Origin of the sequence: Thiorhodococcus mannitoliphagus (assembly GCF_010915725.1) — a bacterium.
Classification (GTDB): Bacteria; Pseudomonadota; Gammaproteobacteria; order Chromatiales; family Chromatiaceae; genus Thiorhodococcus; species Thiorhodococcus mannitoliphagus.
The window spans coordinates 1-21,998 of the sequence record NZ_JAAIJR010000002.1 but is presented as its reverse complement, the minus strand read 5'-3'; the positions used below and the strand labels follow the sequence as shown (position 1 = coordinate 21,998).

Here is a 21,998-nt window from a genome sequence, read left to right as displayed (position 1 = left end):
TTCTATCCATGGACGGACGAACACCTAAGGTGAAAACCCCAGCGACCACCAAAGAGACTACCGCGATCGGCCGAGACAAGGAGCGTCTCGCCGAGAAGTTCTTGGTCAGCCAGGGACTCAAGCTTCAGGCGCGCAACCATCGCTGCCGATTCGGCGAGATCGATCTCGTCATGTTCGACGGCGACACCCTGGTCTTTATCGAGGTCCGCTACCGCCGCAACGAGAGATTCGGCACGGCGGCGGAGACAGTCGATGCACGAAAACAGCAACGACTCATCAAGACCGCCCGCCACTATCTGCAGCGCACCCCCACCATGCTACCCTGCCGGTTCGACGTGGTCGCCATCAATGGAGAGGATCACATCAATTGGATTCGTCATGCCTTCGCTCTTGAGACGTTCTGATCAGCACCGCTGCGAAATCCGCCGGGACCTATCACCACGCCCTGCCGACTCAAATCGCACGAGCCTGACGATCCTGCTCGGACTCGCGATCATGGGAACCAGCGGCCTCAGCGGCTGTGTGCCCATCCTCGTCGGCGGCACCATTGCTGGCGCATCGGCGGCCTACGACCGCCGCCACTATGAGACCGTCATTGATGATCAGCAGATCGAGCTGGCAGCCATGCACACCTTGGCGCAAGACGCGATCGTCGGGCCGAGCTCGCGGATCTCGGCGACCAGCTACAACCGCACCCTGCTCTTGACCGGTCAGGCAGACCCCGAGGCAGTCGCGGCCCGCGCGGCGGATCTGGTCAGCCGCCTTCCCAAGGTTGAGCGTGTCGTTGACGAGATCCGCATTGGCCCACCGATTTCGCTCGGCCAGGAATCCGAGGACGCGCTCATTACCTCACGCGCAAAGCTCGCGCTGACCAAGGTTGAACTCCCAGGCTTCAACCCAACTCGGGTCAAAGTGGTCACGGAAGACGCCACTGTCTATCTCATGGGGCTCGTCACCCCCGCAGAGGCCGCCGCGGCCGCCGAGCAGATCAGCTATGTCCCGGGCGTCCAGCAAGTGGTCAAACTCTTTGAATACGATCCCGCAAGCACCTGAGCTCAACAAGGGCTTTCTGAAGCGCCTGACAAAGGTCGCGGGCAACGGCAGTCTCTTGACCGATCCCGGTGACTGCTGGCCATACGGCTACGACAACTCGAGACGTCAGGCGCTGCCCCAAGCCGTCGTCTTCGCGACGAGCGAGGAGCAGGTCAGCGCCCTGGTGCGCCTCTGCGCCGACGCCGAGGTCCCGCTCACGGCACGCGGCCTCGGCACCGGGACCACGGGCGCCACTGTCCCGGACCGCGGTGGGATTGTCCTCTCCTTCGAGCGCATGGATCGCATCCTCCGCGTCGCCCCCGGTGATCGGCTCGCGGTGGTCCAGCCGGGTGTCATCAACGCGACACTGCAAAAGGCGGCCCAGACAGCCGGCTTCTTCTGGCCGCCCGATCCCACCAGCGCCGCAACCTGCACCATCGGCGGCAATCTCGCCTACAACTCCGCTGGCCCACGTGCGGTGAAGTATGGAACGCCGCGCGACAACACGCTCGGTCTGCGGGCGGTCAGCGGCACTGGCGAGATCTTCAAAACCGGCGTGCAAACCACCAAGGGCGTCGTCGGCTACGATCTCACACGGCTCATCATCGGCTCGGAAGGCACCCTCGCGCTGGTCACCGAGGCCACGCTCAAGCTCACACCGCTCCCCGAGGCCAAACGCACCCTGCGCGCGACCTACGCCGACATCCACGCCGCCGCCAAGGCGGTCTCCGCGATCATGGCCCAGCCGGTCACGCCCTGCGCCTTGGAGTTCATGGACAGCTCGGCGATCGACATGGTGAGCCGCTATGCCGGGCTCGACCTGCCCAAGGGCGCTGGCGCACTGCTGATGATCGAGGTCGACGGCCCAGCGGCCTGTATCCATGAGGCGCAGGCCGCCGTGGGCGAAGCCGCGCGCGGAGAGGGCTTGCTCGAGCTTCGGCTCGCCCAAAGCGCCGCAGAAGTCGCAGCCCTCTGGAAGACCCGCAAGGCGCTCTCTCCCGCACTGCGCCATATTGCGCCCAAGAAGATCAACGAGGATGTCGTAGTGCCCGTCTCACGGATGGGCGAGTTCATCAATGCACTCGAGGGCCTCTCGCGGGAAACCGGCATCCGCATCGTCAACTTCGGCCACGCCGGCAATGGCAACATCCACGTCAATCTGCTGATCAACCCAGACGACGCCGCAGAGGTGGCGCGGGCGGCCGAGTGCCTGGATGCAGTCTTTTCGCTGGTGCTGCGGCTGGATGGAAGCCTCTCGGGCGAGCACGGTGTCGGCCTCGAGAAACGGGACTTCGTGGATCGCGAGCTGGACCCGGTGGCACTCAGACTCATGCACGAGATCAGAGGCCGCTTCGACCCCAAAGGCATCCTGAGCCCAGGAAAATCCTTGCCAATGCCGCGCTGAGGCCCATCTAGCGCCCAGGACGCACCAGGGCACCAAGCCCCACGGCCTCGAGCGCATCTAGCAGCAAGCGCCGCACGGCATCGGCCTCCTCGCATTGCAGCGCGACCTTGAGCACCTCGCGGGCCCGCGCCCGGCTAATGCTGCGAATGACCTTCTTCACGCGCAGCAGGCTACCCGCGCCCATGCTCAGACTGTGAACACCCATGCCAAGCAGCAAGAAGGTCGCCAAGGGATCGCCGGCCATCTCGCCACAGACACTGACCTCCTTGCCATGCAGCCTGGCACCCGTGAGGATCTGCAACAGGGCCCGCAGCACCGCCGGGTGATACTCGTTGTAGAGCTTGGCCACGTGGGGATTGTTGCGATCGACGGCGAGCAGGTACTGCGTGAGGTCGTTCGTCCCGACGGAGAGAAAATCGACCCGTCGCGCCAGCGCCTCCGCCTGATAGACGGCGGCCGGGACCTCGATCATCGCGCCAATAGGAGGCATACGAACCTGATAACCTTCCTCGAGCAGCTCGTCATGAGCCCGCTGGATCAGCTGTATGGCGTCATCGACCTCGCTGACCGTGCTGATCATGGGCAGCAGCAATTGCAAATTGTCGAGCCCAATGGCGGCGCGCAGAATGGCGCGAACCTGGGTCAGGAAGATCTCGGGATGGTCCAGGGTGATGCGGATACCGCGCCATCCAAGAAAGGGGTTGGCCTCGTGCATCGGAAAATACGGCAGGGGCTTATCCCCACCGATGTCAAGCGTGCGGATGGTCACCGGACGCGGCGCGAAAAGCTCCAGCACACGCCGGTAATTCGCCATCTGCGCGCCCTCGCCCGGAAAGCTGTCACGCACGATGAACGGCAGCTCTGTCCGATAGAGACCAACGCCCGCTGACTCCTCGATGCCGAGCGGCCGGGTCTCCGAGACCAAGCCTGTATTGAGATAGAGCGGAATCAGATAGCCGTCCGTGGTCTCGGCGGGCAAATGGCGCAGGGCCTGAAGCTCACTGGTCAGCGCCGCATCATCCGCCGCGAGCCGCTGATACTCGGAGCGCACCGCAGGGCCCGGCGAGACGTAGACGCGGCCCCGGTAGCCATCGACGACAATCTCGCGACCCTCAACGCGGCTGACCGGCAGATCAGAAACGCCCATGGCGGCAGGAACCCCCATGCCACGCGCCAAAATACCCACATGCGAGGATCCGGACCCGGTCGTCGAGACCAGGCCCATGAGGCTCTCGCGCGGCACATCGGCAATCTGCATCGCGCTGATCTCCTCACCCACCAGGATGGTATCAGCCGGGTATTGGATGGGCGCTGCGGACTGATTCTGCAAATGCATGAGGATGCAGCGCCCGAGGTCGCGCACGTCCGAGGCGCGCTCGCGCAGATAGGCATCGTCCATGTTGTCGAAGACCTTGGCGTGCTCGGCGATGGTGTCGCGCAAGGCCCCCTGCGACCAGTTCCCCGCGCGTATTCGCGACAGCGTCCCGTCGATCAGGGTGTCACTCTCGAGCATCAACCGCCAAGCATCGAAGAGCGCCATGTCCTCGGCGCTCAAATGGGCCTGAGTGCGCGCGGCGAAACGCCCCAGATCGTTCGCAACATTCTTGACTGCGCGTTTGAAGTCCGCGACCTCAGCGTCAAGGTCTTCCGGCTGGCGGTCCGGGACCGCATCCAGATCCGCCGGCGGATAAACCACAACCGCCGTCCCGATCCCGATACCCGGCGAGGCCGCCAAGCCGGGCAAAAAGCGCTGCGGGATCCCGTCGTGCTGAAGGCGCGCCAGCTCGCCGCTGGTGCGCGCGAAGGTGATTGCACCCGCCAGCTGCGAGGCCAGCGTCATCACGAAGGTGACTTCATCTTCCCCGAAGTGACGCCGTTGGCGCTGCCGCAGCACCAGCACGCCAAGCACAGTGCGATTCTGGATGATGGGCGCGCCGAGAAAGCCCTGAAAGAGCTCCTCGCCGCTATCGATGATGCATTCGTAGCGCGGATGCGCGGAGGCGTTGTCGAGGTTGATCGGCTCGGCCCGCTCGCTCACCAATCCGATTAGGCCGCGACCAAGCTCCAGACGAACCCGCCCCACGGCCTCCTTGCGCAATCCCTCGGTGGCATGGAGGACGTGCCGACGATTGTCGAAATCATTGAGGTAGACCGAGCAGACGTCCGCGCCGACCGCCTGCTTGACACGCCGTACGATAATCGTCAGCGCCTGCTCCAGGTCAGAAGCGTTGTTGACCTCTTGGACGATGCGCCTCAGCGCATCAAGCATATCCAAGGAGGGGACCTCGACGGGGTTGGGAGGAAGGTCCGACACTCGCGCGCCTGAAACTTGTCTTTCGAGCTTTCGATCTTTGATCTGGGCCACCTGCTCGGAACGGCGTCGTCAGAACGACAATGAGAGACGCGGCTTTGCGCGCGGCACGCTGGCGCGCCGATGCGCCAGTGAGCAGCGCTCCGACGCAGGCCCGTCGATCGGCATGCCGGCGACTCATGCTTGCGGCGACGAGCGCACATTGTCATCGCCGCCAGTGGCGCCCGCATCCCAACGAAGGCGTGCGGCCTTCATGGGTAGCGCTGACGCAACATCCGTGAGGAATCCCGGTAGGGCTGCACGCGCTCCGGGACGCCTTCCGGATAAAGCACCGGAGCCAGCTCCTCCAGGGCCTGCTGATAGACATGGCGCTTGAAATAGACGACCTCGTGCAAGGGCTGCCAATAAAGCACCCAGCGCCAGGCGTCGAACTCCGGCTTATCCGTGTGGTCGAGGCAGAAGGCGTCTTCGCCGCAATCCACGCGCAGCATGAACCAGATCTGCTTTTGACCGATGCAGGTCGGGCCGCAATGGCGGCGGATATAGCGTTTGGGAAGATGGTAGCGTAGCCAACCGCGTGTCGAGCCGAGGATGGTTACTTGGCACGCTTTGAGGCCAACCTCTTCCTCGAGCTCCCGATACATCGCCTCTTCCGGTGTCTCGCTGGGATTGATACCGCCCTGCGGAAACTGCCATGCGTTCTGACCAACGCGGCGCCCCCAGAATAGGCGACGATTCTGATTGCTCAGGATAATGCCGACATTGGGTCGAAAACCGTCACGGTCGATCAAGGATACTCATCCCATTGGCGTGGCCTGCGGCATTTTTCCATAGACTACGCGTTTGCGGCAAGCCAGCCTCAGTCCATAAGGGATTTCCAATCAACAGCTTGGTCACAACACCTGAAGCTCAGGAAGCATGACGGGCCTGCGCGCCCTCGCTGACAGGCGGTCGACTTGAAAGCCTGACTTGAAAGCCTCGCTACAATACCAGACCATTTTCGTTGCAGTCGGCGCGACAAGCCGCTACCCGTCGTTCACCCCAAGCCCCACTCCCCGGAGCCCCGCATGGCACTCGCAATTTTCGATCTCGACAACACCCTACTGGATGGGGACTCCGACCACTTGTGGGGGCGGTTCCTCGCGAGCTGCGGCATCGTCGATGGCGCAGTCTACGAGCGCGAGAATGAGCGTTTCTATCGCGAGTATCAGGCAGGAACCTTGGATATCAATGAGTTCCTGCGCTTTTCACTGGCACCCTTGCGTGAGCATCCGCGCAGCCAAATGGAAGCGCTCCGCGAGCGGTTCCTTGCGGAGCAGATCGAGCCCATCATGCTGCCAGCCGCGCGTGACCTGATCGCAAGGCACAAGGCGTGCGGAGAGACGCTGCTCATCATCACCGCCACGAACGCCTTCGTCACCGCCCCCATCGCGGCGCGCTTTGGAGTCCCGCACCTGATCGCGACCTTGCCGGAGGAGCGGGATGGCGTCTACACGGGAGAGGTATCGGGCGTACCTTCGTTCCGCGAGGGCAAGGTGATTCGGCTGGAGGCATGGCTCACGAACCAAGGCATGACCCTTGACGACAGCACCTTCTACAGCGACTCTCACAACGATATTCCGCTGCTTGAGCGCGTCGATCGCCCAGTCGCGGTCGACCCCGACAGCCGGCTGCGCCAGACCGCCGATGCGCGCGGTTGGCCAGTCATCTCGCTGCGCGATTAGCGGCACCAGCCAGAGACGGTCATGGTGCCGTCATCATGTCCACATTAGCCCGCAACACACGCGAAATACCATAGCCCTCTACACACCAACTCGCTCAGAGGGAATGCAATGGTCGCGTCTGCTTCTGCCTCGACCGCCAAGCGCGGCGAGCGCCTGTTCGTCGAGATCGCAACATCCGCGCAGGAAGTGCGCGAGGCCCAACGACTCAGGTACCGCGTCTTTGGCCTGGAGATGGGAGCCAAGCTCGAAGGCGCCGAAGGCTTGGACAGCGACGAACTCGACGACCACTGCCATCACCTCTTGGTCCGTGAGTCGAAGTCAGGCCAGGTCGTCGGGTGCACCCGCATCCTCACCGATGACAGCGCCGCGCGGCTCGGTCGCTTCTATTCGGAGGGCGAGTTCGAGCTTGCCGCCATCAAGCAACTCCCGGGCCGCCGCCTTGAGGTCGGGCGCACCTGCATCGCACCGGAATTCCGCTCCGGCTCCGCCATCGCGGTGCTTTGGTCCGGACTGGCCGGCTTCGTCCAGATACATGGCTTCGACTACCTCTTCGGCTGCGCGAGCGTCCCACTCGGCGAGCAAGACCTTCAGGCTGCGGCCATCATGAACCGGCTCAGACGACAGGCCATGGCACCGCAGTCGCTGCGCGTGACGCCTCGGGCACCCCTGCTGACCGCACAGCTGTCCGGTGACGTCTTGGATGCACCGCTGCCGCCCTTGGTACGCGCCTATGTGCGCCTCGGCGCCAAGGCGTGCGGTGAGCCGTGTCGAGACCCGGATTTCGGCGTCGCCGACGTGCTCATGCTGCTGGATGTCGACGCGCTCAGCCCCGCCTATTCGCGGCATTTTCTCGATCGCATCTCGAGCTGACTGCGCACCCATGACCGCAGCTGTGATTTACCGTGGCTTGAGGGTCGCGGAGCACTTGATGACAGGCGCCGTGGTCGCGCTTTACATCCGCGCCAGATATGGCAGTGGGGCGGCGCCTGAATGGCGGTCGGCCTTGGTGCGCTGGTGGCATGCACGCCTCTGTCGCGCCTTGGGCGTCAGGCTCGAGGTCCAAGGCAGCCTCGCCCCAAGATGCCTGCTCGTCGGCAACCACATTTCCTGGCTGGACATCCCGGCAATCGGCGCTCAGGCAGAGATCGGCTTCCTCTCCAAGGCCGAGGTGCGCAAGTGGCCCTTGATCGGCTGGATGGCAGCAGTGGCCGGAACCTGCTTCATCGAGCGCGGCGGCAATCAATCCGATCAGGTGCTCGAGAATCTGCGCACTGAACTCGCGCAGGGCCGCGCCATCATGATCTTCCCCGAGGGCACGACCACCGACGGACGCGCCGTGAAGCGCTTCCATCCCAGGTTGCTGGCCGCCGCACAAGGAGCCGGGGCTGATCTCCAGCCCATCGCCATCAGCTACCACAAGGGCACGGATCCACGCCCGGACCAAGACGTCCCCTACATCGGCGAAGACACCCTGATCGCCAATCTTTGGCGTCTCATGCGCCATCCGGCGCTGGTCGCAAGAATCCGCTTTCTGCCGCCCATCCGGCACAGGGAAGGCGAGCAGCGTCGCGTCCTCGCCGAGCGGGCGCGCGCCGCCGTGCTCGCAGCGCTCGACCTGCCGCCCGAGCCGCAGTGCGTCTCCACCAAGGAACCACCCTTGGCGGCAAAGCAGACCCGGCGCAACGCGCCGCAACCTGATCCAAACCCGGCCCGCGCATCATGAGCAATCTGCACAAAGACGCAGCGCCCGCGCAGGACGCGCGCGCGGCGATCAAGATCGCGATCGTCACTGAAACCTATCCTCCGGAGATCAATGGTGTCGCTAACACCATGATCCACCTAACCGAAGGGCTTCAAGACAGAGGCCATGAGGTTCAGCTGGTCAGACCTCGGCAGCAGGCCGACCAAGGCGACATCCAAGCCGGCCCGATCGACCTTTGCTTGGTGCCTGGACTACCAATTCCGGGGTACCGTGGACTGAGGTTTGGACTTCCCGTGTATTGGCGGCTGCGACGCATTTGGCATCGCAGCAAGCCGGATCTGATCTATATCGCGACTCAGGGACCACTCGGCCATGCCGCGCTCTCCGCTGCCCGCGCCTTGAAGATCCCGACGGTCACTGGTTTCCACACGCAGTTCCATCAGTACTGTCAGCATTACGGGCTCGGTATCCTCTCGCACAAGATTGCCGAGACGCTGCGCCACTTCCATAACAGGTCAGATGCGACCCTGGTGCCCACCGCAGACCTCAAGTCCCAGCTCTCCGCCGATGGCTTCGAAAACCTGCATGTCTTTGGACGCGGCGTCGACGTCGAGCGCTTCTCGCCGCGATGGCGCAGCCCGGACCTGCGACGGAGCTGGGGCTGCCATGAGACTGACTTGGTCGCACTCTATGTTGGACGCATCGCCGCAGAGAAGAACCTCGACCTCGCACGTGATGCCTTCGAGGCCATCGAAAGCCTAGGCATCAGGGCAAAGCTCGTCCTGGTTGGCGATGGCCCCGAACTCACCCAGATGCACCGTGAGCGGCCCGACTTTATCTTTACGGGCGCAAAAGTCGGCGCGGAACTGTCCGCGCACTATGCTTCAGGGGATCTATTCCTTTTTCCGAGCCTGACCGAGACCTTTGGCAATGTCGTCACCGAAGCGATGGCGAGCGGACTTCCGGTCATCGCCTTTGATTACGCAGCTGCCCACACGCACGTAGAATCAGGGGTCAATGGAATCGCCATTCCGCTAGACGACCGCAACGGCTACATTGAGGCAACCCGCAACGCCGCGTCGGACATTGAGTCTCTGCGGCGCATGGGCGCCGCGGCGAGGTCAACCGCAGAGGGCATCAGTTGGGAGCGGGTTCTAGGCAAAGTCGAACAGCGTCTCTTCGAAGTGATCGCGCGACGGCGCGGAACGGAGGCTTGTCATGCAGCCATGGCTACATCATCTAAATGAGTTCGAGGTATCCATCTGCCACGCTTGGGGCCGGCTTTCCCGCGAAAGACACTGGATCCAGCGCGGCTTCGCCATCGTCAGCCGGCTTGGAGACGGGGTCTTCTGGTATAGCCTGATCGCGCTTCTACCCTTGATCTACGGCGTCACCGGACTCAAGGCCGGTCTGCACATGCTCGCCACGGGCGGGGCGGCACTTATCCTCTACAAATCGCTCAAGGGCTTCACGCGACGCGAGCGGCCTTGTCACCACGCCCAAGACCTGCCTGCGCTGGTACCGCCGCTGGACCACTACAGTTTCCCATCCGGACACACCCTCCATGCGGTCAGTTTCTCGACCGTGGCCATCCACTACTTTCCCGAGCTAGCCTGGCTGCTCGTACCCTTCACGACCCTGGTCGCCAGCTCCAGAATCGTTCTCGGCCTGCACTATCCCAGCGACGTGCTCGTCGCCATCCTCATCGGCCTGGGCCTCGCCTACGCCGGGATCTCAGTCCTCGTCTAAGGCGAACTCCGGACATCCCCTTACCCAAGAGGCGCGGGGCGGTAGGATGGGCAAAGTCCGCACTCGGGGCTTGAGCGTCACCGCGGCGCTGGACGGACGTGCCCATCCTGCCAAGCGCTGCGCTGGGATGATGGGCACGCCCCGCGACCCTCGGCACTCCGAAAGATGCGCATCGCCAGGGCTTTGCCCATCGGGATCGGAACTGCGGGTCTGTTCGTTCCCTGAAATCACCTAAGAAGCGGCTTGAAACCCTGGAATTCAAAGCAGTCGGTTGGCCATCAGCTTGAGCATCGCCAGAGGTGTTCAGGTTTGGGTAGTCGGCATCAGACGCTCGACAACCCTTGCTGAGACGCGGTGAGCGATTGAGCCAGCGGCGACTCGGGCAACGGCGGCTTGATGGCCCGCCATCCTCGGTCGCTCACCTGTCAACCCGAACTGTCGCGCTTCTCAACACCTATCGGTTTTATGTAGCCAGGGCTTCCAGCCCTGGCAAACCAGGCCAGGATGGCCTGGCTACGCAGGCTTGGAGCGGCTGTTCCGGTTGATTTCGGGAAACCGATAGGTGGTGAGATCGCGCTTGATCACTGTTGACGCGGGTCCACCACGGTGAATGATCCTGCGATGATAAAGTCGACCCCGTCGAAACATATCTTTCGCAACGCTTGAGGTCTCACTGCTTATGTCCAACGCACTCCGCCTTGACAGTGCTTCACAGCATCGCTCAGCAAGCATTCGAGCCTTACTCTTAGCGGCGATCGTTGCGGCGCCCCATGCGGCGACCGCCGACGCACAGCTGGCTATCGACATCGCTCAAGCTCCACAGGCGGATGCCGCTTCGCCCGTTCCCGCACCACCTGCGGAGCCAGGACGCCAGTGGAGTCTGTCCCGGCACAGCGACTTCATCGCGCTGCTGGACTGCGAGGACTGCGGCGACGACATCGGCCTGCTGCTGGAATGCCAAGCGCGCGGCAAGCCCGCACTCGCCAGCCTTTACTGGGCTGCTGTCGACTCAGACCAGCGCATTGCTGGACCAGTCGTCTTCGAGGTCTCGGGTCAAGTCTTTTCGCGCATGGCCGAGACCATGTATTTCGGTCAGTTCGGCCAAGTCCCCCAGCTCGAGCTAGGGCCTGGAGACCCATTGCTTGCCGCCCTTCGGCGAGGGACGGCGGTCAAGGTGACTTTCGGCGATATCATCACGACGATCGGCCTACAAGGGTTCGCAGCGGCCTTGGAGGGCTTCGATCGCGCATGCCACTGGCATCCGCATCAAGCCCAGTCAGATGATGGCGAACGAAACCTAGCGATCAACGATGCCGCCCCCAAGCCAAAGTCGGGGCCACAAGTGCTCCCCAGGGATGACGGTGCGCAATGGTACGTCACACCGCCCGCGGACCGAGACAGCCCCGATCGCTTGACGCGCTTGACGTTCGGAATCCCCGAGACCGATGCCGTCGCCCTGCAAGCGACGTGCGAGGAAGATCGCCCAGAGCAGTCCGTCACGCTGGTCGCTGTCGTGGATATCGGCGACCGCGCAGAAGCCGAGACGATCGATCTCCTGGTCGAAAGCGGCGCGATCAATCTGCGGATTTCGGGTGAAGTGTCGAGGGGGCGCGAGACCTATCCGGGTGTCCGTTCGCAGGTCGGCCTCGGCCATCCCATTTGGTGGACGCTACAGCGTGGCGACGAGGTTTACTTGCGCGCCGCCGGCGGCCCGAGCATCGCGCTTCCCCCCTCTGAATCCAAGGCGATTGCGGCCTTTCTAGCAACCTGCTCTGGCAATCGAGCCCCCTGACCTGATGCCGAAGGACTTTGATTTCCCGGGAAGGCTCGAATAACATACCAACAGAGTCAGGTAAAAGGGAGTTCGCCCCGCACTGAAATGCCGCGCCGCTCGCGGCTGCATTGCGGACGATGACCCCTTCTTCTGGGCCCTTAGCCATCGGGTTTACTTGGTTGAGTTGCGACGCCCACCATCGCGGGGGGCATTCAGAGCAGTCTTGTATGCGATCGCCGATCACGTCGCCCAGGCTCTCTGTTCGGTGTTTCGCTGGCCGTGCAATCGCAGCGGCCGTTGAAAAGGGCAAGCGCTGATTCAGCGTTGCTGCCTGGCCATCCGAAGCTTGGCCGAATTCAACTCACGCGCACTTTGCGCACTGGGGGGGTAAGCGATGACGAAGCGAGAGAGACATCTGTGGACGGCGTTCGTCGGTCTTGGCGTTGTACTTGGGGCCGACCTGAGCAGCAATGACGCACAAGCGAGACAGTGCGTCAAGGCGGCATTCGGAATCGGCTATGTGGCCAAGGTTGATTGGTACGAGTACGGGAGCGTGGTCGGTGGCATCAACAATGTGACTGGAGATTTCGAGGTTGAGGGGAGCACCAAAGCCCCGGTCAAGAGCGAAAAGATCGCGGTCGGCCAAGAGAGTTGTGGTGATGATGCGACCGTGACGCGGACGGCCCTCGTCCGCGTCGTCGGTGGTGATATCGCTGACTGGACGACGAAGATCGCCGCGGCCGGCGTCGGTGCAGTGGCGGGAGCTGCAATCTGTGTCGGCACCGCGGGGACCGGGTGCGGGGTCATCGCCAGCGCCATCGCCGGAACGGCTGGCGCTGCGGCCGGTGGAGCCCCAACGCTCGCAATCCCAGACGTGAAAGAGGTGTTCTACGTTGGCGCACCCTCTCACTACCGCAAGCTCGAGCTTGGAGGCACGGTCTGGGGGCCGACCTACGAGGAGGGCGAGCCGGCGACGATGTTCGACATTCCGGGCTCCAAGGCGTTTCCAGACCAGTTCTTTCGTATGACCAATAACGCAGCGCTGCGCAACGCCTCGCCCTACAAGACGCTCTACAACACCACCATCGGAGCCTGCGCCTTCGCCTGTCAGGCGATCGACATCACTCGGTGCAAGAGCTTCAACTACTATCCGGTACCATCTGCCGCCAATCCAGGTGACAAGAAACAAATGTTCAGCTGCGAGCTGTTCGACAAGCAAGCGGCGGAGGTTTGCGGCACATCACCAGCTCGGGTGATGAAGGCGGAAATCGTCAATTACTACGAAAAAACGTCATTGCCGAAAAAGCAGATCGCGGCATCTTGCACCAAGCCCAGAGACGACGGCTGATCTTGCCAAGCGGCGGCGGGCATGGATGCCCCCGACACAGGCTCGAGGGAAATCCGACTCCCCCAACAGCCAAGCAGCGCACGGCAAATCACTCTGCATGGGTTGAAGCCGAGGCTCAAGCGGCTGGCTTTGAGCGAAGCTGAGGTTCTGTTCGGCTCAGATCAACCATGATCCACGCCCCCCAACTTAGCGTCTTCCTCGCGCAGACACCGCTCGACGACGCTGGGCTCGGCCGTCATCAACGCCTTAAACCGAAGGCCCAGGGTGTAATCAAGAAAAGCACATCCGAATCAGAAGATTTAGAAAATTATATCGCCTATTCGCCTGGGCACCATGTAAGTCGTTGATCCGCGTTTCAAACCATAAACCCAGCGTTGGTCAGAAATCGACCGATTTATGGCGACATTAGCCAGACGGATGCAGCAAAACCTAGCGTTAAATGCTGATTCATGGCTTGGTTTTCCGAAAATCGGTTCTGGAACTTCGGCTTAGAGGGCATCAATGGTTCGACCATTTGCAATCAACCGTACTATTCCCGCTCAGAAAACAGATAAACCATTGAATTTTAAATTATATTAATCCTAAGGGCCTGCGAAAATATAATTTCCAAGCAACTGATAATAAAAGTATTTTAAAGTTAGCGGGGACCGCTGTAGTCAGGCCATCTTGGCCTGACAGAATCAGGGCTGGAAGCCCTGACTACGCAGGGATGGCCAGCAGCTGGGCCACGATGATCAAGGCCGGATATCAAGGTCTCTTGTGACCTTAGCAAGTGTCCATCAATTGTTTCCCGATGCGAGCGATGCCGCCAGAAATCCCCCCTAGCCCCCCTTTGCGAAAGGGGGGAAGTTGTTGATGGACGCTTTCTTAATGAGCGGGGGGTAACACAGGTTGCACAGTGGTTGCTCGGCCTTGTAGCGATTAAGCGGTAACCTCCTGCCACAGGCTCCAGAGAACGACCAGCTGGCATTCGGCACAATAGCCATTGCGATTGCGTCCAACGCCGAATCTCAGAACCGGGCTTTGGTCGGTTGACGGCAACATGGCCGAAATCCACGCATAAAAAAAGCCAGGCACTGGGCCTGGCTTTTTTATCGGAAAGAGATCCGATCTTACTTGGACTCGGACTGCGCAGGAGCTGCCGGAGCCGCTGGCATCGCGCCGTAAGGAGCACCATAAGGCATGGCGTAAGGCATGGCACCGTAACCGCCGTAGGGGTAGCCGTAGCCGCCGTAGGGGTAGCCGTAACCGCCGTAGGGGTAGCCATAGCCGTAGCCGTTACCATAGCCGCGGCCATAGCCACGACCGTAACCGCGACCACCACCGCTCATGCTCATGTTGAAGTCGCCGTAGCCGTCGCCGAAGAAGTCATCCATGAAATCGCCCATGCCGGAGCCGTAGCCAGGACCACCCCAGCCCGGACCCCACCATGCGGAAGCGGTAGCGGAAGCACCCAGAAGCGCGGCAACAGCGGCAGCAGTAGCAAGTTTCTTCATCTGTTTTCTCCAGATCGTTTGTATTGTTGGCAGCAAGCGTGGCCGTTTCTTGCGACCACGGGGAGGATTATATTAGAAAATAATTAAATAGCAAACTAAAGCTAGCTATCATTACCCTCTGACCAATCGCCCCTCCCTATCGGCGACTGATTCACCCAGACGCCATCTCAATCTGGACGCGGCTGCCACGGAGCCGATTGAGAGGATGTGCGTCAAAAGCCTTCAACCAAAAAGACCCGTTGAACCGCCAAGCGCACGAAGGCTCTCGATGTCGAATCCCGGCACTCGGGGGCTCGCCCACTGGGTGAAGCGCCCATGCGGAACAGGCCCTTGGCTTTTCTTCGCGCCGCTCGAGCCTTTGCGGTTCCACCTTCCGGATTCAGGTTCAAACAGCGTCATGACCTGTTTCGCCCCTAAAGCTAACCAAACCGACCTTACCCCAAGAATCCGTAAAACCACTCAATTCGGGCATCTGCGCCACTGTCTAGCGGCGCGCGCGGAGGGCGTCAAGGCGGCGGCGTACCTCCGTCAGATCCTCCCAAGCCTTGGCCTTCTGCGCTGGCGAGCGCAGCAAGTAGGCGGGATGATAGGTGACTCGCAATGGAATGCCAGGCTCCCCAAAATCCAGCCAGCGCCCGCGCAGCCGGCCCACGCTGGTGTCCGTTCGCAGCAGATGTTGCGCGGAGACACTCCCGACCGACAAGATCAGCTTGGGCTGGATCAGCGCCATCTGCCGCAGCAGGAAGGGCTCGCACTGCAAGGCCTCTTCCGACGTGGGATTGCGATTCCCTGGCGGCCGACACTTGAGCACATTGGCAATATAGACCTGCTCGCGCGCGAGGCCGATGGCCGCCAGCATGCGCGTCAGCAACTGGCCGGCACGCCCCACAAAGGGCTCGCCAAGGCGATCCTCGTCAGCTCCGGGCGCTTCGCCGACGATCATCAGTTCCGCCTGCCGATCCCCGACGCCGAAGACAGTCTGGGTGCGTGTCTCGCAGAGGCCGCAGGCGCGGCATTCGACGACGGCACGCGCGAGCGCCGCCCAGTCCATCTGCGCCACCTCGTTCGATACGTCCTGGGCCGGCTGCGGCGCGACGGCGCTGGGCGGAACCAGGTCAACCGCCCCCACGTCATGACGCTCCATCACCCAGTCACCCGTGGTCGGGTCGGAGTCCAGCAAGTCGTCGAGCGGAGGACGTTCATCGCGCGCAACCGCAGGCTGCGGCGCGCCAGCTGCCGGGACCTTGGCCTTTCGCGAAGCGCTCGGATCGGGAGCGACGGGCTCGGTCTGCGTGGATGCCATCGCCAATTCAGGGACGGAAGGGCGCTCTGCGGCTGCCTCGCCCCCCTTGGCCTCGCTGTCCCGCGGCTCCCAGAGGCTGACGCCCATGGCCTCGAGATAGGCGCGGCGGCGCCATTCCTGCATCTGCACGCCCTCAGACGTCGCTGGTCTGCGGGTGCGCGCGCTCTGCCGGGTGCATGACCTTGTTGCAGGCGTTGATATAGGCCTTGGCCGAGGCGATGAGGATGTCGGTATCCGCGCCTTGGCCATTGACGATGCGCCCGCCCTTCTCCAGGCGTACGGTCACCTCACCCTGGGCGTCCGTTCCGCTGGTGATGGCATTGACCGAGTAGAGCTTGAGCGTGGTATCGCTCTGCACGATGGTCTCGATGGCCTTGAAGGTCGCATCCACCGGACCACCGCCGGTCGCCGTGCCGCTGCGCTCGGAACCGTCGAGAGAGAGCACCAGATTGGCGGTCGGTGTCTCACCCGTCTCCGAGCACACCTGCATCGAGATCAACTTGACCCGCTCGTTGGCCGCATCCAGCGTCGTATCCGTCACCAGCGCCTGCAGATCCTCGTCGAAGATCTCGTGCTTCTTGTCCGCCAGGTCCTTGAAACGCGAGAAGGTTGAGTTGAGTTCTTCCTCCGAGCCCAGCTCGATGCCCAGCTCCTGCAGCCGCGCCCTGAAGGCATTGCGGCCGGAGTGCTTACCCAAGACCATGCGGTTCTCGCTCCAGCCGACATCCTGGGCGCGCATGATCTCGTAGGTCTCGCGGTTCTTGAGCACGCCGTCCTGGTGAATGCCGGACTCGTGCGCAAAGGCATTGGCGCCGACCACGGCCTTGTTGGGCTGAACGGCGAAGCCCGTGATCCCGGAGACCAGGCGCGAGCAATTCATGATCTGCGTGGTGTCGAGCGTCGTCTCACACTCGAAGAGATCCTGGCGCGTGCGCACCGTCATCACGATCTCCTCCAGCGCGGCGTTGCCGGCGCGCTCACCCAGGCCGTTGATGGTGCACTCGACCTGACGCGCGCCATTGCGCACCGCAGCCAGGGAGTTCGCGACCGCCAAGCCCAGATCGTTGTGACAGTGGACAGAGAAGATGGCCTTGTCCGAATTCGGAATGCGCTCGCGCAGGTTGGCAATGAGGCTGCCGAACTGATCCGGGATGTTGTAGCCGACCGTGTCCGGGATATTGAGCGTGCTGGCGCCGGCATCGATCACCGCCTCCAGCACACGGCAGAGAAAGTCCAGGTCGGAGCGTCCCGCGTCCTCCGGCGAGAACTCGACGTCGTCCGTGTACCGACGGGCGCGCTTCACGGCATAGACGGCCTGCTCCAGCACCTGGTCGGGCGACATGCGCAGCTTCTTCTCCATATGAATGGGAGAGGTCGCGATGAAGGTGTGAATGCGCCCCGCATTCGCGCCCTTGAGCGCCTCGCCGGCGCGGTCCAGGTCTTTGTCGAGCGCGCGGGCCAGGCCGCAGACCCTGCTCTCTTTCACCGCCGCCGCCACGGCCTTGACGGCCTCGAAGTCGCCTGGGCTGGCGATGGGGAACCCGGCCTCGATCACATCCACACGCATCCGCTCCAGCGCCTTGGCGATGCGAACCTTCTCGTCGCGCGTCATGGAGGCGCCCGGGCTCTGTTCGCCATCGCGCAGTGTGGTGTCGAAGATGATGAGGTGGTCTTTTACAGTCATGGATGATCTCGTGTAAGCGAATCGGGACGCTGGACAGGCGCGGGGATCGCCCCGCCTCGATCTGGGGCCGTGCGCGGCACCCCAAGTATAAAGGGACGGAATGGACAGGATTTCACCGCACGAGCCGGACTTTGCTGGCCGAGCGCCCGGGGCGCGCGCGCGCAGTTGAGTGCCGATAGAATCCCGCGCGTTATTCTAGCGAGGCTTCGCCTCAGACCGACACGTCATGCCATCGGGATCGCTATCGGAATCGGTATCGCCATCGTCGGCTCGATACCGATACCGATACCGATACCGATACCGATACCGACGGCCTTGGATAGTCGGACGCTTCATCGAAATTTGACTCATCTGCAAGCATTTTGCGCCCTCGAGGATTCTAGGCGATCCAGACCCTGGCTGAGCGGACAAGGCAATTGACAATGGCGTTCACAGAATCGCCCGCCGCTCCTTGAGCCGGTCATCGATTCTTGATACTCCTGGTCGCACTGCAGGACAAGATGCCCAGGCGATGACACCGGACCTCCACGACCTCGAGCTGCTGCTACGCTCTGACACGCCGATCGTCCTCATCGAGTCGATCGAGGAGATGCGTGTCATCGAACTCTTTTCTCGACTCGCCCTGCGGCTCACCGAGCCCGCCTTTCGCTGGACGGTCACGGACGGGCTTGCTCGCATCGAGTATGACACGGAGCCCCAGAGCATGCTGGCGGAGCCAACCGAGGTGCTGCGCCATATCCGCCTGACGACGCAGCGCGGCATCTACCTCATGCTCGACTTCCATCCTTACTTGGATAAGCCGCTGCACGTGCGACTCATCAAGGAGATTGCCCAGAGCTACGTCGGTCTTCCCCGCACCCTCATCTTCGTCAGCCATGCGCTTGAGGTCCCCCCTGAGCTACGTCATCTCAGCGTGCGCTTCTCCCTGCGCATGCCAGACCGCACTCGTCTCATGGCGCTCATCCGCGAGGAGGCCAAACTGTGGCAGCAGGTCGGCGGACAGGGCAGTGTGCGCACAAGTCGCGACTCGCTCAACCAGCTCGCGGACAATCTCCTCGGCATCACCGAGTCGGACGCGCGGCGCCTGATTCGCAACGCCATCCGCAACGATGGCGCCATTACCAAGAACGACGTCGAGTCCGTCAAGCGCGCCAAGTACGAGCTGCTGAGCCCGGAAGGCGTCATCAGCTTCGAATACGACACCCGCTCCTTTGCCGACGTCGCCGGCCTCTCGAACCTCAAGGCCTGGATCGACCGTCGCCGCGACGCCTTTCTCGACCCGCAGCGCGACCGCGACCATCCGCGCGGCATCCTCTTGCTCGGGGTCCAAGGCGGCGGCAAGAGTCTCGCAGCCAAGGCGGTCGCGGGCCGACTCGGCGTACCGCTGCTCAGGCTCGACTTCGGCGCCCTCTACGACAAGTACATTGGCGAGACCGAGAAGAACCTGCGCAAGGCACTCGAGACCGCAGATCTCATGTCCCCTTGCGTGCTCTGGGTCGACGAGATCGAGAAAGGCATTGCCACGGGCTCAGAGGACGACGGTGTCGGCCGACGCGTCCTCGGCACACTGCTGACCTGGATGGCGGAGCGCAAGACGCGCGTCTTCCTGGCCGCAACCGCAAACGACATCTCGCGGCTGCCGCCAGAGTTGATCCGCAAGGGCCGCATCGACGAACTCTTCTTCGTCGACCTGCCCCCCAAGGCCGTACGGCGTGATATCTTCGCCATTCATCTACGGCAGCGCAATCTCGACACCCAAGCCTTCGATCTGGACGCCCTCGCCGAGGCGAGCGACGGCTTCACCGGGGCCGGCATCGAGCAAGCCGTGGTCTCCGCGCTCTTTGCCGACTCCGGCGAGAACAGCACAGTCTCCACCGAGACACTGCTCGCCGAGATGGCGAGCACGCAGCCACTCTCCGTCGTCATGGACGCTCAGATCCAGAGACTCCGCGCCTGGGCGAGCGAGCGCACCGTCCCGGCGCATGCCACCGCGTCGAGCGGCGCGACGCTATAAGGCGAACTCCGGAAATGACCCTACCCAAAAGGCGCGGGTCAGTAGGATGGGCAAAGTCCGCACTCGGGGCTTGAGCGTCACCTCGGCGCTGGGCGGACGTGCCCATCCTGCAAAGGAACTGTCCATCAACAACTTCCCCCCTTTCGCAAAGGGGGGCTAGGGGGATTTCGGGCGGCATCGCTCGCATCGGGAAACAATTGATGGACACTTTCAAAGCGCTGAGCGGGGATGATGGGCACGCCCCGCGACCCTCGGCACTCCGAAAGAAGCGCATCGCCAGGGCTTTGCCCATCCTACGGGATCTGTCAAAGCTCCCACGGCGACGGCACCCGCTCACGCTACGGCCGCCGACCACCCCTGCAAGCCGCACTTCCAATACAATCGCATGACCATGGCGGCAGAGCGGCGCATGCAATCCAGCACTTGCGCCCCCAAATGTCGCACGCACAACCAGATCCGCATGCTCAAAGGGCAGGACCCAAGACACATCAATGCAATACAAGGACTACTACAAGATGCTCGGCGTGGCGCGCGACGCGAGCCAGGAGCAGATCAAGCGCGCCTATCGCAAGCTCGCGCGCAAGTATCATCCAGACGTCAGCAAAGAGCCCAACGCCGAAGTCCGCTTCAAGGAGATCAACGAGGCAAACGAAGTCCTGCGTGACCCTCAAAAGCGTTCCGCCTACGACGCGCTCGGCAGCAACTGGCGCGCCGGTGACGACTTTCGCCCGCCGCCTGGGGCTGACGCCTATCGAGACTTCAACTTCAATAGCGGCCAGGCGGGCGATTTCAGCGACTTCTTCTCCAGCATCTTCGGCCGAGCCTTTGGTGGCGAGGGCCGAGAAGCGAAGCGGCAGCGCGGCGGCGACCATAGCATCAAGCTGACCATCAGCCTCGAAGACGCCTTCCAAGGCGCGACGCGCCAGATCAAGGTAGAGGTTCCGGAGCATGGCGCACAGGGACAACCGTCGCAGCGCTCCAAGACCCTGAACGTACGCATCCCGGCCGGCGTCACCCAGGGGCGCCAGATCCGACTGACCGGGCAAGGTTCGCCAGGGCGTCACAGTGGCCCTGCGGGCGACCTCTATCTGGAGATCGACCTCGAACCACACGCCCACTTCACGCCCGAGGGTAAGGACATCCAGCTCCGACTTCCCATCGCGCCCTGGGAGGCCGCGCTGGGCGCGACCATCAGGGTCCCTACCCTCGGCGGCTCGGTGAGCGTGAAGGTCCCGTCTGGCTCCCAATCCGGAAAGAAGCTGCGCCTCAAGGGCAGAGGCCTGCCCGGCTCCCCAGCGGGCGACGAGATCGTGGTGCTGGAGATCGTCGCACCGCCCGCCAACACGGAGACGGCGCGGGAGTTCTATCGGCAAATGGCCGAGAAGCTAGCATTCAACCCCCGCGCGCACCTCGGCATCTAATCCGCGCCGCCAGCGGCTCGAGGCGACCCAGCTCAAACCACGACGAAGCGCATCGAGAGGTCGACGGCGATCACGTCCTTGGTCAAATCGCCCACAGAGATCCGGTCGACTCCGGTCTCCGCGATCGGCCGGATCGTCTCCAGGGTCACGCCGCCGGAAGCCTCGAGACGGGCGCGGCCCGCGTTCGCGGCCACGGCCTCACGCAGGCGCTCGAGCGAGAAATTGTCGAGCAGGACCACGCGCGCCCCGGCATCCAAGGCGGTCTTAAGCTCTGCGAGCGATTCCACCTCGATCTCGACCGGAACCCCGCCGCCGATCTCCCGGGCCGCCTGCAGCGCCGCGGGAATGGAGCCAGCCGCAAGGATATGATTCTCCTTGATGAGGATGGCGTCGAAGAGCCCCTGGCGGTGATTGTGGCAGCCGCCGCAAAGCACGGCGTACTTCTGCTGCAGCCGCAGTCCGGGCAGCGTCTTGCGCGTATCCAGCACCTCCACCGGCAAGCCGGCGACCGCGTCGGCGTAGCGCCGCGCGCGCGTCGCCGTCCCTGAGAGCGTCTGCAGATAATTCATCGCCGTGCGCTCGGCACTCAATAGGGCTCGCGACCGCCCCTCGATGACGCAGAGCCGCTGACCCGCGGCGACAGGCTCACCGTCGCAGGCCTCCCAGCGGATCCGGGCATCTGGATCCAAGGCGTAACACACCGCCTCAGCCCAAGCGCAGCCGGCAAGGACAGCATCCTCGCGCGTGATGAGTTCGGCGCGCGAGCGCTGACCCACCGGCAACAGCTGGGCGGTCAAGTCGCCGTCCCCAAGGTCTTCGGCAAGCGCCGCGCTCACCTGAGCGGCGATGACCTCAGCGGGCGGCAGCGCCGCCTTGAGGTCGGTTTGAATCGATGACTGGGTTGAATCGAAAGTGTACATCTGAACTGAATTAGCTCCGCACGGACTCCAGGCGATAGGGTGATTTCCGAATAACAGTTTACCCGGTTAAGATGGGATTTACTCAACAGACTGACCCTATCGAGTCCGACCATGT

At 62.8% G+C, this 21,998-nt stretch carries 18 protein-coding genes; 12 read left to right on the top strand and 6 right to left on the bottom strand.

What is annotated here, in order from left to right; all coding sequences use genetic code 11:
- Positions 1-8 precede the first annotated feature (8 nt).
- From G3480_RS00740 to G3480_RS00730, 3 genes are all read left to right on the top strand, one after another.
- Positions 9-404 (top strand): YraN family protein, encoded by a 396-nt coding sequence (locus G3480_RS00740; RefSeq protein ID WP_164651744.1) that lies wholly within the window; start codon positions 9-11, stop codon positions 402-404.
- Positions 405-495: 91 nt separating this feature from the next.
- The gene (locus G3480_RS00735; protein ID WP_164651743.1) at positions 496-1,053 is read left to right on the top strand and encodes a BON domain-containing protein; all 558 of its coding nucleotides are present in this window, start codon (positions 496-498) and stop codon (positions 1,051-1,053) included.
- Complete coding sequence (locus G3480_RS00730) at positions 995-2,437, top strand: FAD-binding oxidoreductase (RefSeq protein ID WP_164651742.1); 1,443 nt, start codon at positions 995-997, stop codon at positions 2,435-2,437. The genes G3480_RS00735 and G3480_RS00730 overlap by 59 nt, the downstream gene beginning before the upstream one ends.
- A gap of 7 nt (positions 2,438-2,444) precedes the next feature.
- Here G3480_RS00730 and ptsP read toward each other — a convergent pair whose 3' ends face one another.
- Both ptsP and G3480_RS00720 read right to left on the bottom strand, forming a co-directional pair.
- On the bottom strand, positions 2,445-4,706 hold the full coding sequence (ptsP, locus tag G3480_RS00725; RefSeq protein WP_164651813.1) for a phosphoenolpyruvate--protein phosphotransferase: 2,262 nt from the start codon (positions 4,704-4,706) through the stop codon (positions 2,445-2,447).
- A 293-nt stretch (positions 4,707-4,999) separates the two neighbouring features.
- On the bottom strand, positions 5,000-5,539 hold the full coding sequence (locus G3480_RS00720) for an RNA pyrophosphohydrolase (RefSeq protein WP_164651741.1): 540 nt from the start codon (positions 5,537-5,539) through the stop codon (positions 5,000-5,002).
- A 276-nt stretch (positions 5,540-5,815) separates the two neighbouring features.
- On the opposite strand from G3480_RS00720, the gene G3480_RS00715 reads away from it, so the two are divergent.
- From G3480_RS00715 to G3480_RS00685, 7 genes are all read left to right on the top strand, one after another.
- Positions 5,816-6,472: a histidinol-phosphatase gene (locus G3480_RS00715; protein WP_164651740.1), complete on the top strand. Its 657-nt coding sequence runs from the start codon at positions 5,816-5,818 to the stop codon at positions 6,470-6,472.
- A gap of 108 nt (positions 6,473-6,580) precedes the next feature.
- Positions 6,581-7,342: a GNAT family N-acetyltransferase gene (locus tag G3480_RS00710; RefSeq protein ID WP_164651739.1), complete on the top strand. Its 762-nt coding sequence runs from the start codon at positions 6,581-6,583 to the stop codon at positions 7,340-7,342.
- Between the two features lie 10 nt (positions 7,343-7,352).
- A complete protein-coding gene (locus tag G3480_RS00705; RefSeq protein ID WP_164651738.1) occupies positions 7,353-8,195 on the top strand; it encodes a lysophospholipid acyltransferase family protein in 843 nt (280 codons plus the stop codon).
- Complete coding sequence (locus G3480_RS00700; protein ID WP_164651737.1) at positions 8,192-9,421, top strand: glycosyltransferase family 4 protein; 1,230 nt, start codon at positions 8,192-8,194, stop codon at positions 9,419-9,421. Before G3480_RS00705 ends, G3480_RS00700 begins: the two co-directional genes overlap by 4 nt.
- Complete coding sequence (locus G3480_RS00695) at positions 9,393-9,923, top strand: phosphatase PAP2 family protein (protein WP_164651736.1); 531 nt, start codon at positions 9,393-9,395, stop codon at positions 9,921-9,923. Before G3480_RS00700 ends, G3480_RS00695 begins: the two co-directional genes overlap by 29 nt.
- Before the next feature lie 679 nt (positions 9,924-10,602).
- Positions 10,603-11,715, top strand: a complete 1,113-nt coding sequence (locus tag G3480_RS00690) for a hypothetical protein (RefSeq protein ID WP_164651735.1) — start codon at positions 10,603-10,605, stop codon at positions 11,713-11,715.
- Positions 11,716-12,091: 376 nt separating this feature from the next.
- Complete coding sequence (locus G3480_RS00685) at positions 12,092-13,045, top strand: PAN/Apple domain-containing protein (protein WP_164651734.1); 954 nt, start codon at positions 12,092-12,094, stop codon at positions 13,043-13,045.
- A gap of 1,112 nt (positions 13,046-14,157) precedes the next feature.
- On the opposite strand, the gene G3480_RS00680 is transcribed toward G3480_RS00685, so the two are convergent.
- The 3 genes from G3480_RS00680 to G3480_RS00670 all read right to left on the bottom strand — a co-directional run bounded on the left by G3480_RS00680 (position 14,158) and on the right by G3480_RS00670 (position 17,528).
- The gene (locus tag G3480_RS00680; protein ID WP_164651733.1) at positions 14,158-14,541 is read right to left on the bottom strand and encodes a sulfur globule family protein; all 384 of its coding nucleotides are present in this window, start codon (positions 14,539-14,541) and stop codon (positions 14,158-14,160) included.
- 484 nt (positions 14,542-15,025) lie between these two features.
- Entirely contained in the window at positions 15,026-15,967 is a 942-nt protein-coding gene (locus tag G3480_RS00675) for a uracil-DNA glycosylase (protein ID WP_164651732.1), read from the bottom strand.
- A 10-nt stretch (positions 15,968-15,977) separates the two neighbouring features.
- Positions 15,978-17,528, bottom strand: coding sequence for a 2-isopropylmalate synthase (locus tag G3480_RS00670; RefSeq protein ID WP_164651731.1), 1,551 nt, complete (start codon positions 17,526-17,528; stop codon positions 15,978-15,980).
- Positions 17,529-18,039: 511 nt separating this feature from the next.
- Here G3480_RS00670 and G3480_RS00665 point away from each other — a divergent pair.
- On the top strand, positions 18,040-19,542 hold the full coding sequence (locus tag G3480_RS00665; RefSeq protein WP_164651730.1) for an AAA family ATPase: 1,503 nt from the start codon (positions 18,040-18,042) through the stop codon (positions 19,540-19,542).
- Positions 19,543-20,033: 491 nt separating this feature from the next.
- Positions 20,034-20,963, top strand: a complete 930-nt coding sequence (locus tag G3480_RS00660; protein ID WP_164651729.1) for a DnaJ C-terminal domain-containing protein — start codon at positions 20,034-20,036, stop codon at positions 20,961-20,963.
- 32 nt (positions 20,964-20,995) lie between these two features.
- Here the strand turns inward: G3480_RS00660 and nadC are convergent, their stop codons facing one another.
- Entirely contained in the window at positions 20,996-21,883 is an 888-nt protein-coding gene (gene nadC / locus G3480_RS00655) for a carboxylating nicotinate-nucleotide diphosphorylase (RefSeq protein WP_164651728.1), read from the bottom strand.
- Positions 21,884-21,998: the final 115 nt, after the last annotated feature.

What these genes read in the sequence shown, in the direction of transcription:
- G3480_RS00740 (WP_164651744.1), top strand. Translation starts at nt 9, where the DNA reads ATGGACGGACGAACACCTAAGGTGAAAACCCCAGCGACCACCAAAGAG.
- G3480_RS00735 (WP_164651743.1), top strand. Translation starts at nt 496, where the DNA reads ATGGGAACCAGCGGCCTCAGCGGCTGTGTGCCCATCCTCGTCGGCGGC.
- G3480_RS00730 (WP_164651742.1), top strand. Translation starts at nt 995, where the DNA reads ATGTCCCGGGCGTCCAGCAAGTGGTCAAACTCTTTGAATACGATCCCG.
- ptsP (WP_164651813.1), bottom strand. Translation starts at nt 4,706, where the DNA reads ATGCTTGATGCGCTGAGGCGCATCGTCCAAGAGGTCAACAACGCTTCT.
- G3480_RS00715 (WP_164651740.1), top strand. Translation starts at nt 5,816, where the DNA reads ATGGCACTCGCAATTTTCGATCTCGACAACACCCTACTGGATGGGGAC.
- G3480_RS00710 (WP_164651739.1), top strand. Translation starts at nt 6,581, where the DNA reads ATGGTCGCGTCTGCTTCTGCCTCGACCGCCAAGCGCGGCGAGCGCCTG.
- G3480_RS00705 (WP_164651738.1), top strand. Translation starts at nt 7,353, where the DNA reads ATGACCGCAGCTGTGATTTACCGTGGCTTGAGGGTCGCGGAGCACTTG.
- G3480_RS00700 (WP_164651737.1), top strand. Translation starts at nt 8,192, where the DNA reads ATGAGCAATCTGCACAAAGACGCAGCGCCCGCGCAGGACGCGCGCGCG.
- G3480_RS00695 (WP_164651736.1), top strand. Translation starts at nt 9,393, where the DNA reads ATGCAGCCATGGCTACATCATCTAAATGAGTTCGAGGTATCCATCTGC.
- G3480_RS00690 (WP_164651735.1), top strand. Translation starts at nt 10,603, where the DNA reads ATGTCCAACGCACTCCGCCTTGACAGTGCTTCACAGCATCGCTCAGCA.
- G3480_RS00685 (WP_164651734.1), top strand. Translation starts at nt 12,092, where the DNA reads ATGACGAAGCGAGAGAGACATCTGTGGACGGCGTTCGTCGGTCTTGGC.
- G3480_RS00680 (WP_164651733.1), bottom strand. Translation starts at nt 14,541, where the DNA reads ATGAAGAAACTTGCTACTGCTGCCGCTGTTGCCGCGCTTCTGGGTGCT.
- G3480_RS00675 (WP_164651732.1), bottom strand. Translation starts at nt 15,967, where the DNA reads ATGCAGGAATGGCGCCGCCGCGCCTATCTCGAGGCCATGGGCGTCAGC.
- G3480_RS00670 (WP_164651731.1), bottom strand. Translation starts at nt 17,528, where the DNA reads ATGACTGTAAAAGACCACCTCATCATCTTCGACACCACACTGCGCGAT.
- G3480_RS00665 (WP_164651730.1), top strand. Translation starts at nt 18,040, where the DNA reads ATGACACCGGACCTCCACGACCTCGAGCTGCTGCTACGCTCTGACACG.
- G3480_RS00660 (WP_164651729.1), top strand. Translation starts at nt 20,034, where the DNA reads ATGCAATACAAGGACTACTACAAGATGCTCGGCGTGGCGCGCGACGCG.
- nadC (WP_164651728.1), bottom strand. Translation starts at nt 21,883, where the DNA reads ATGTACACTTTCGATTCAACCCAGTCATCGATTCAAACCGACCTCAAG.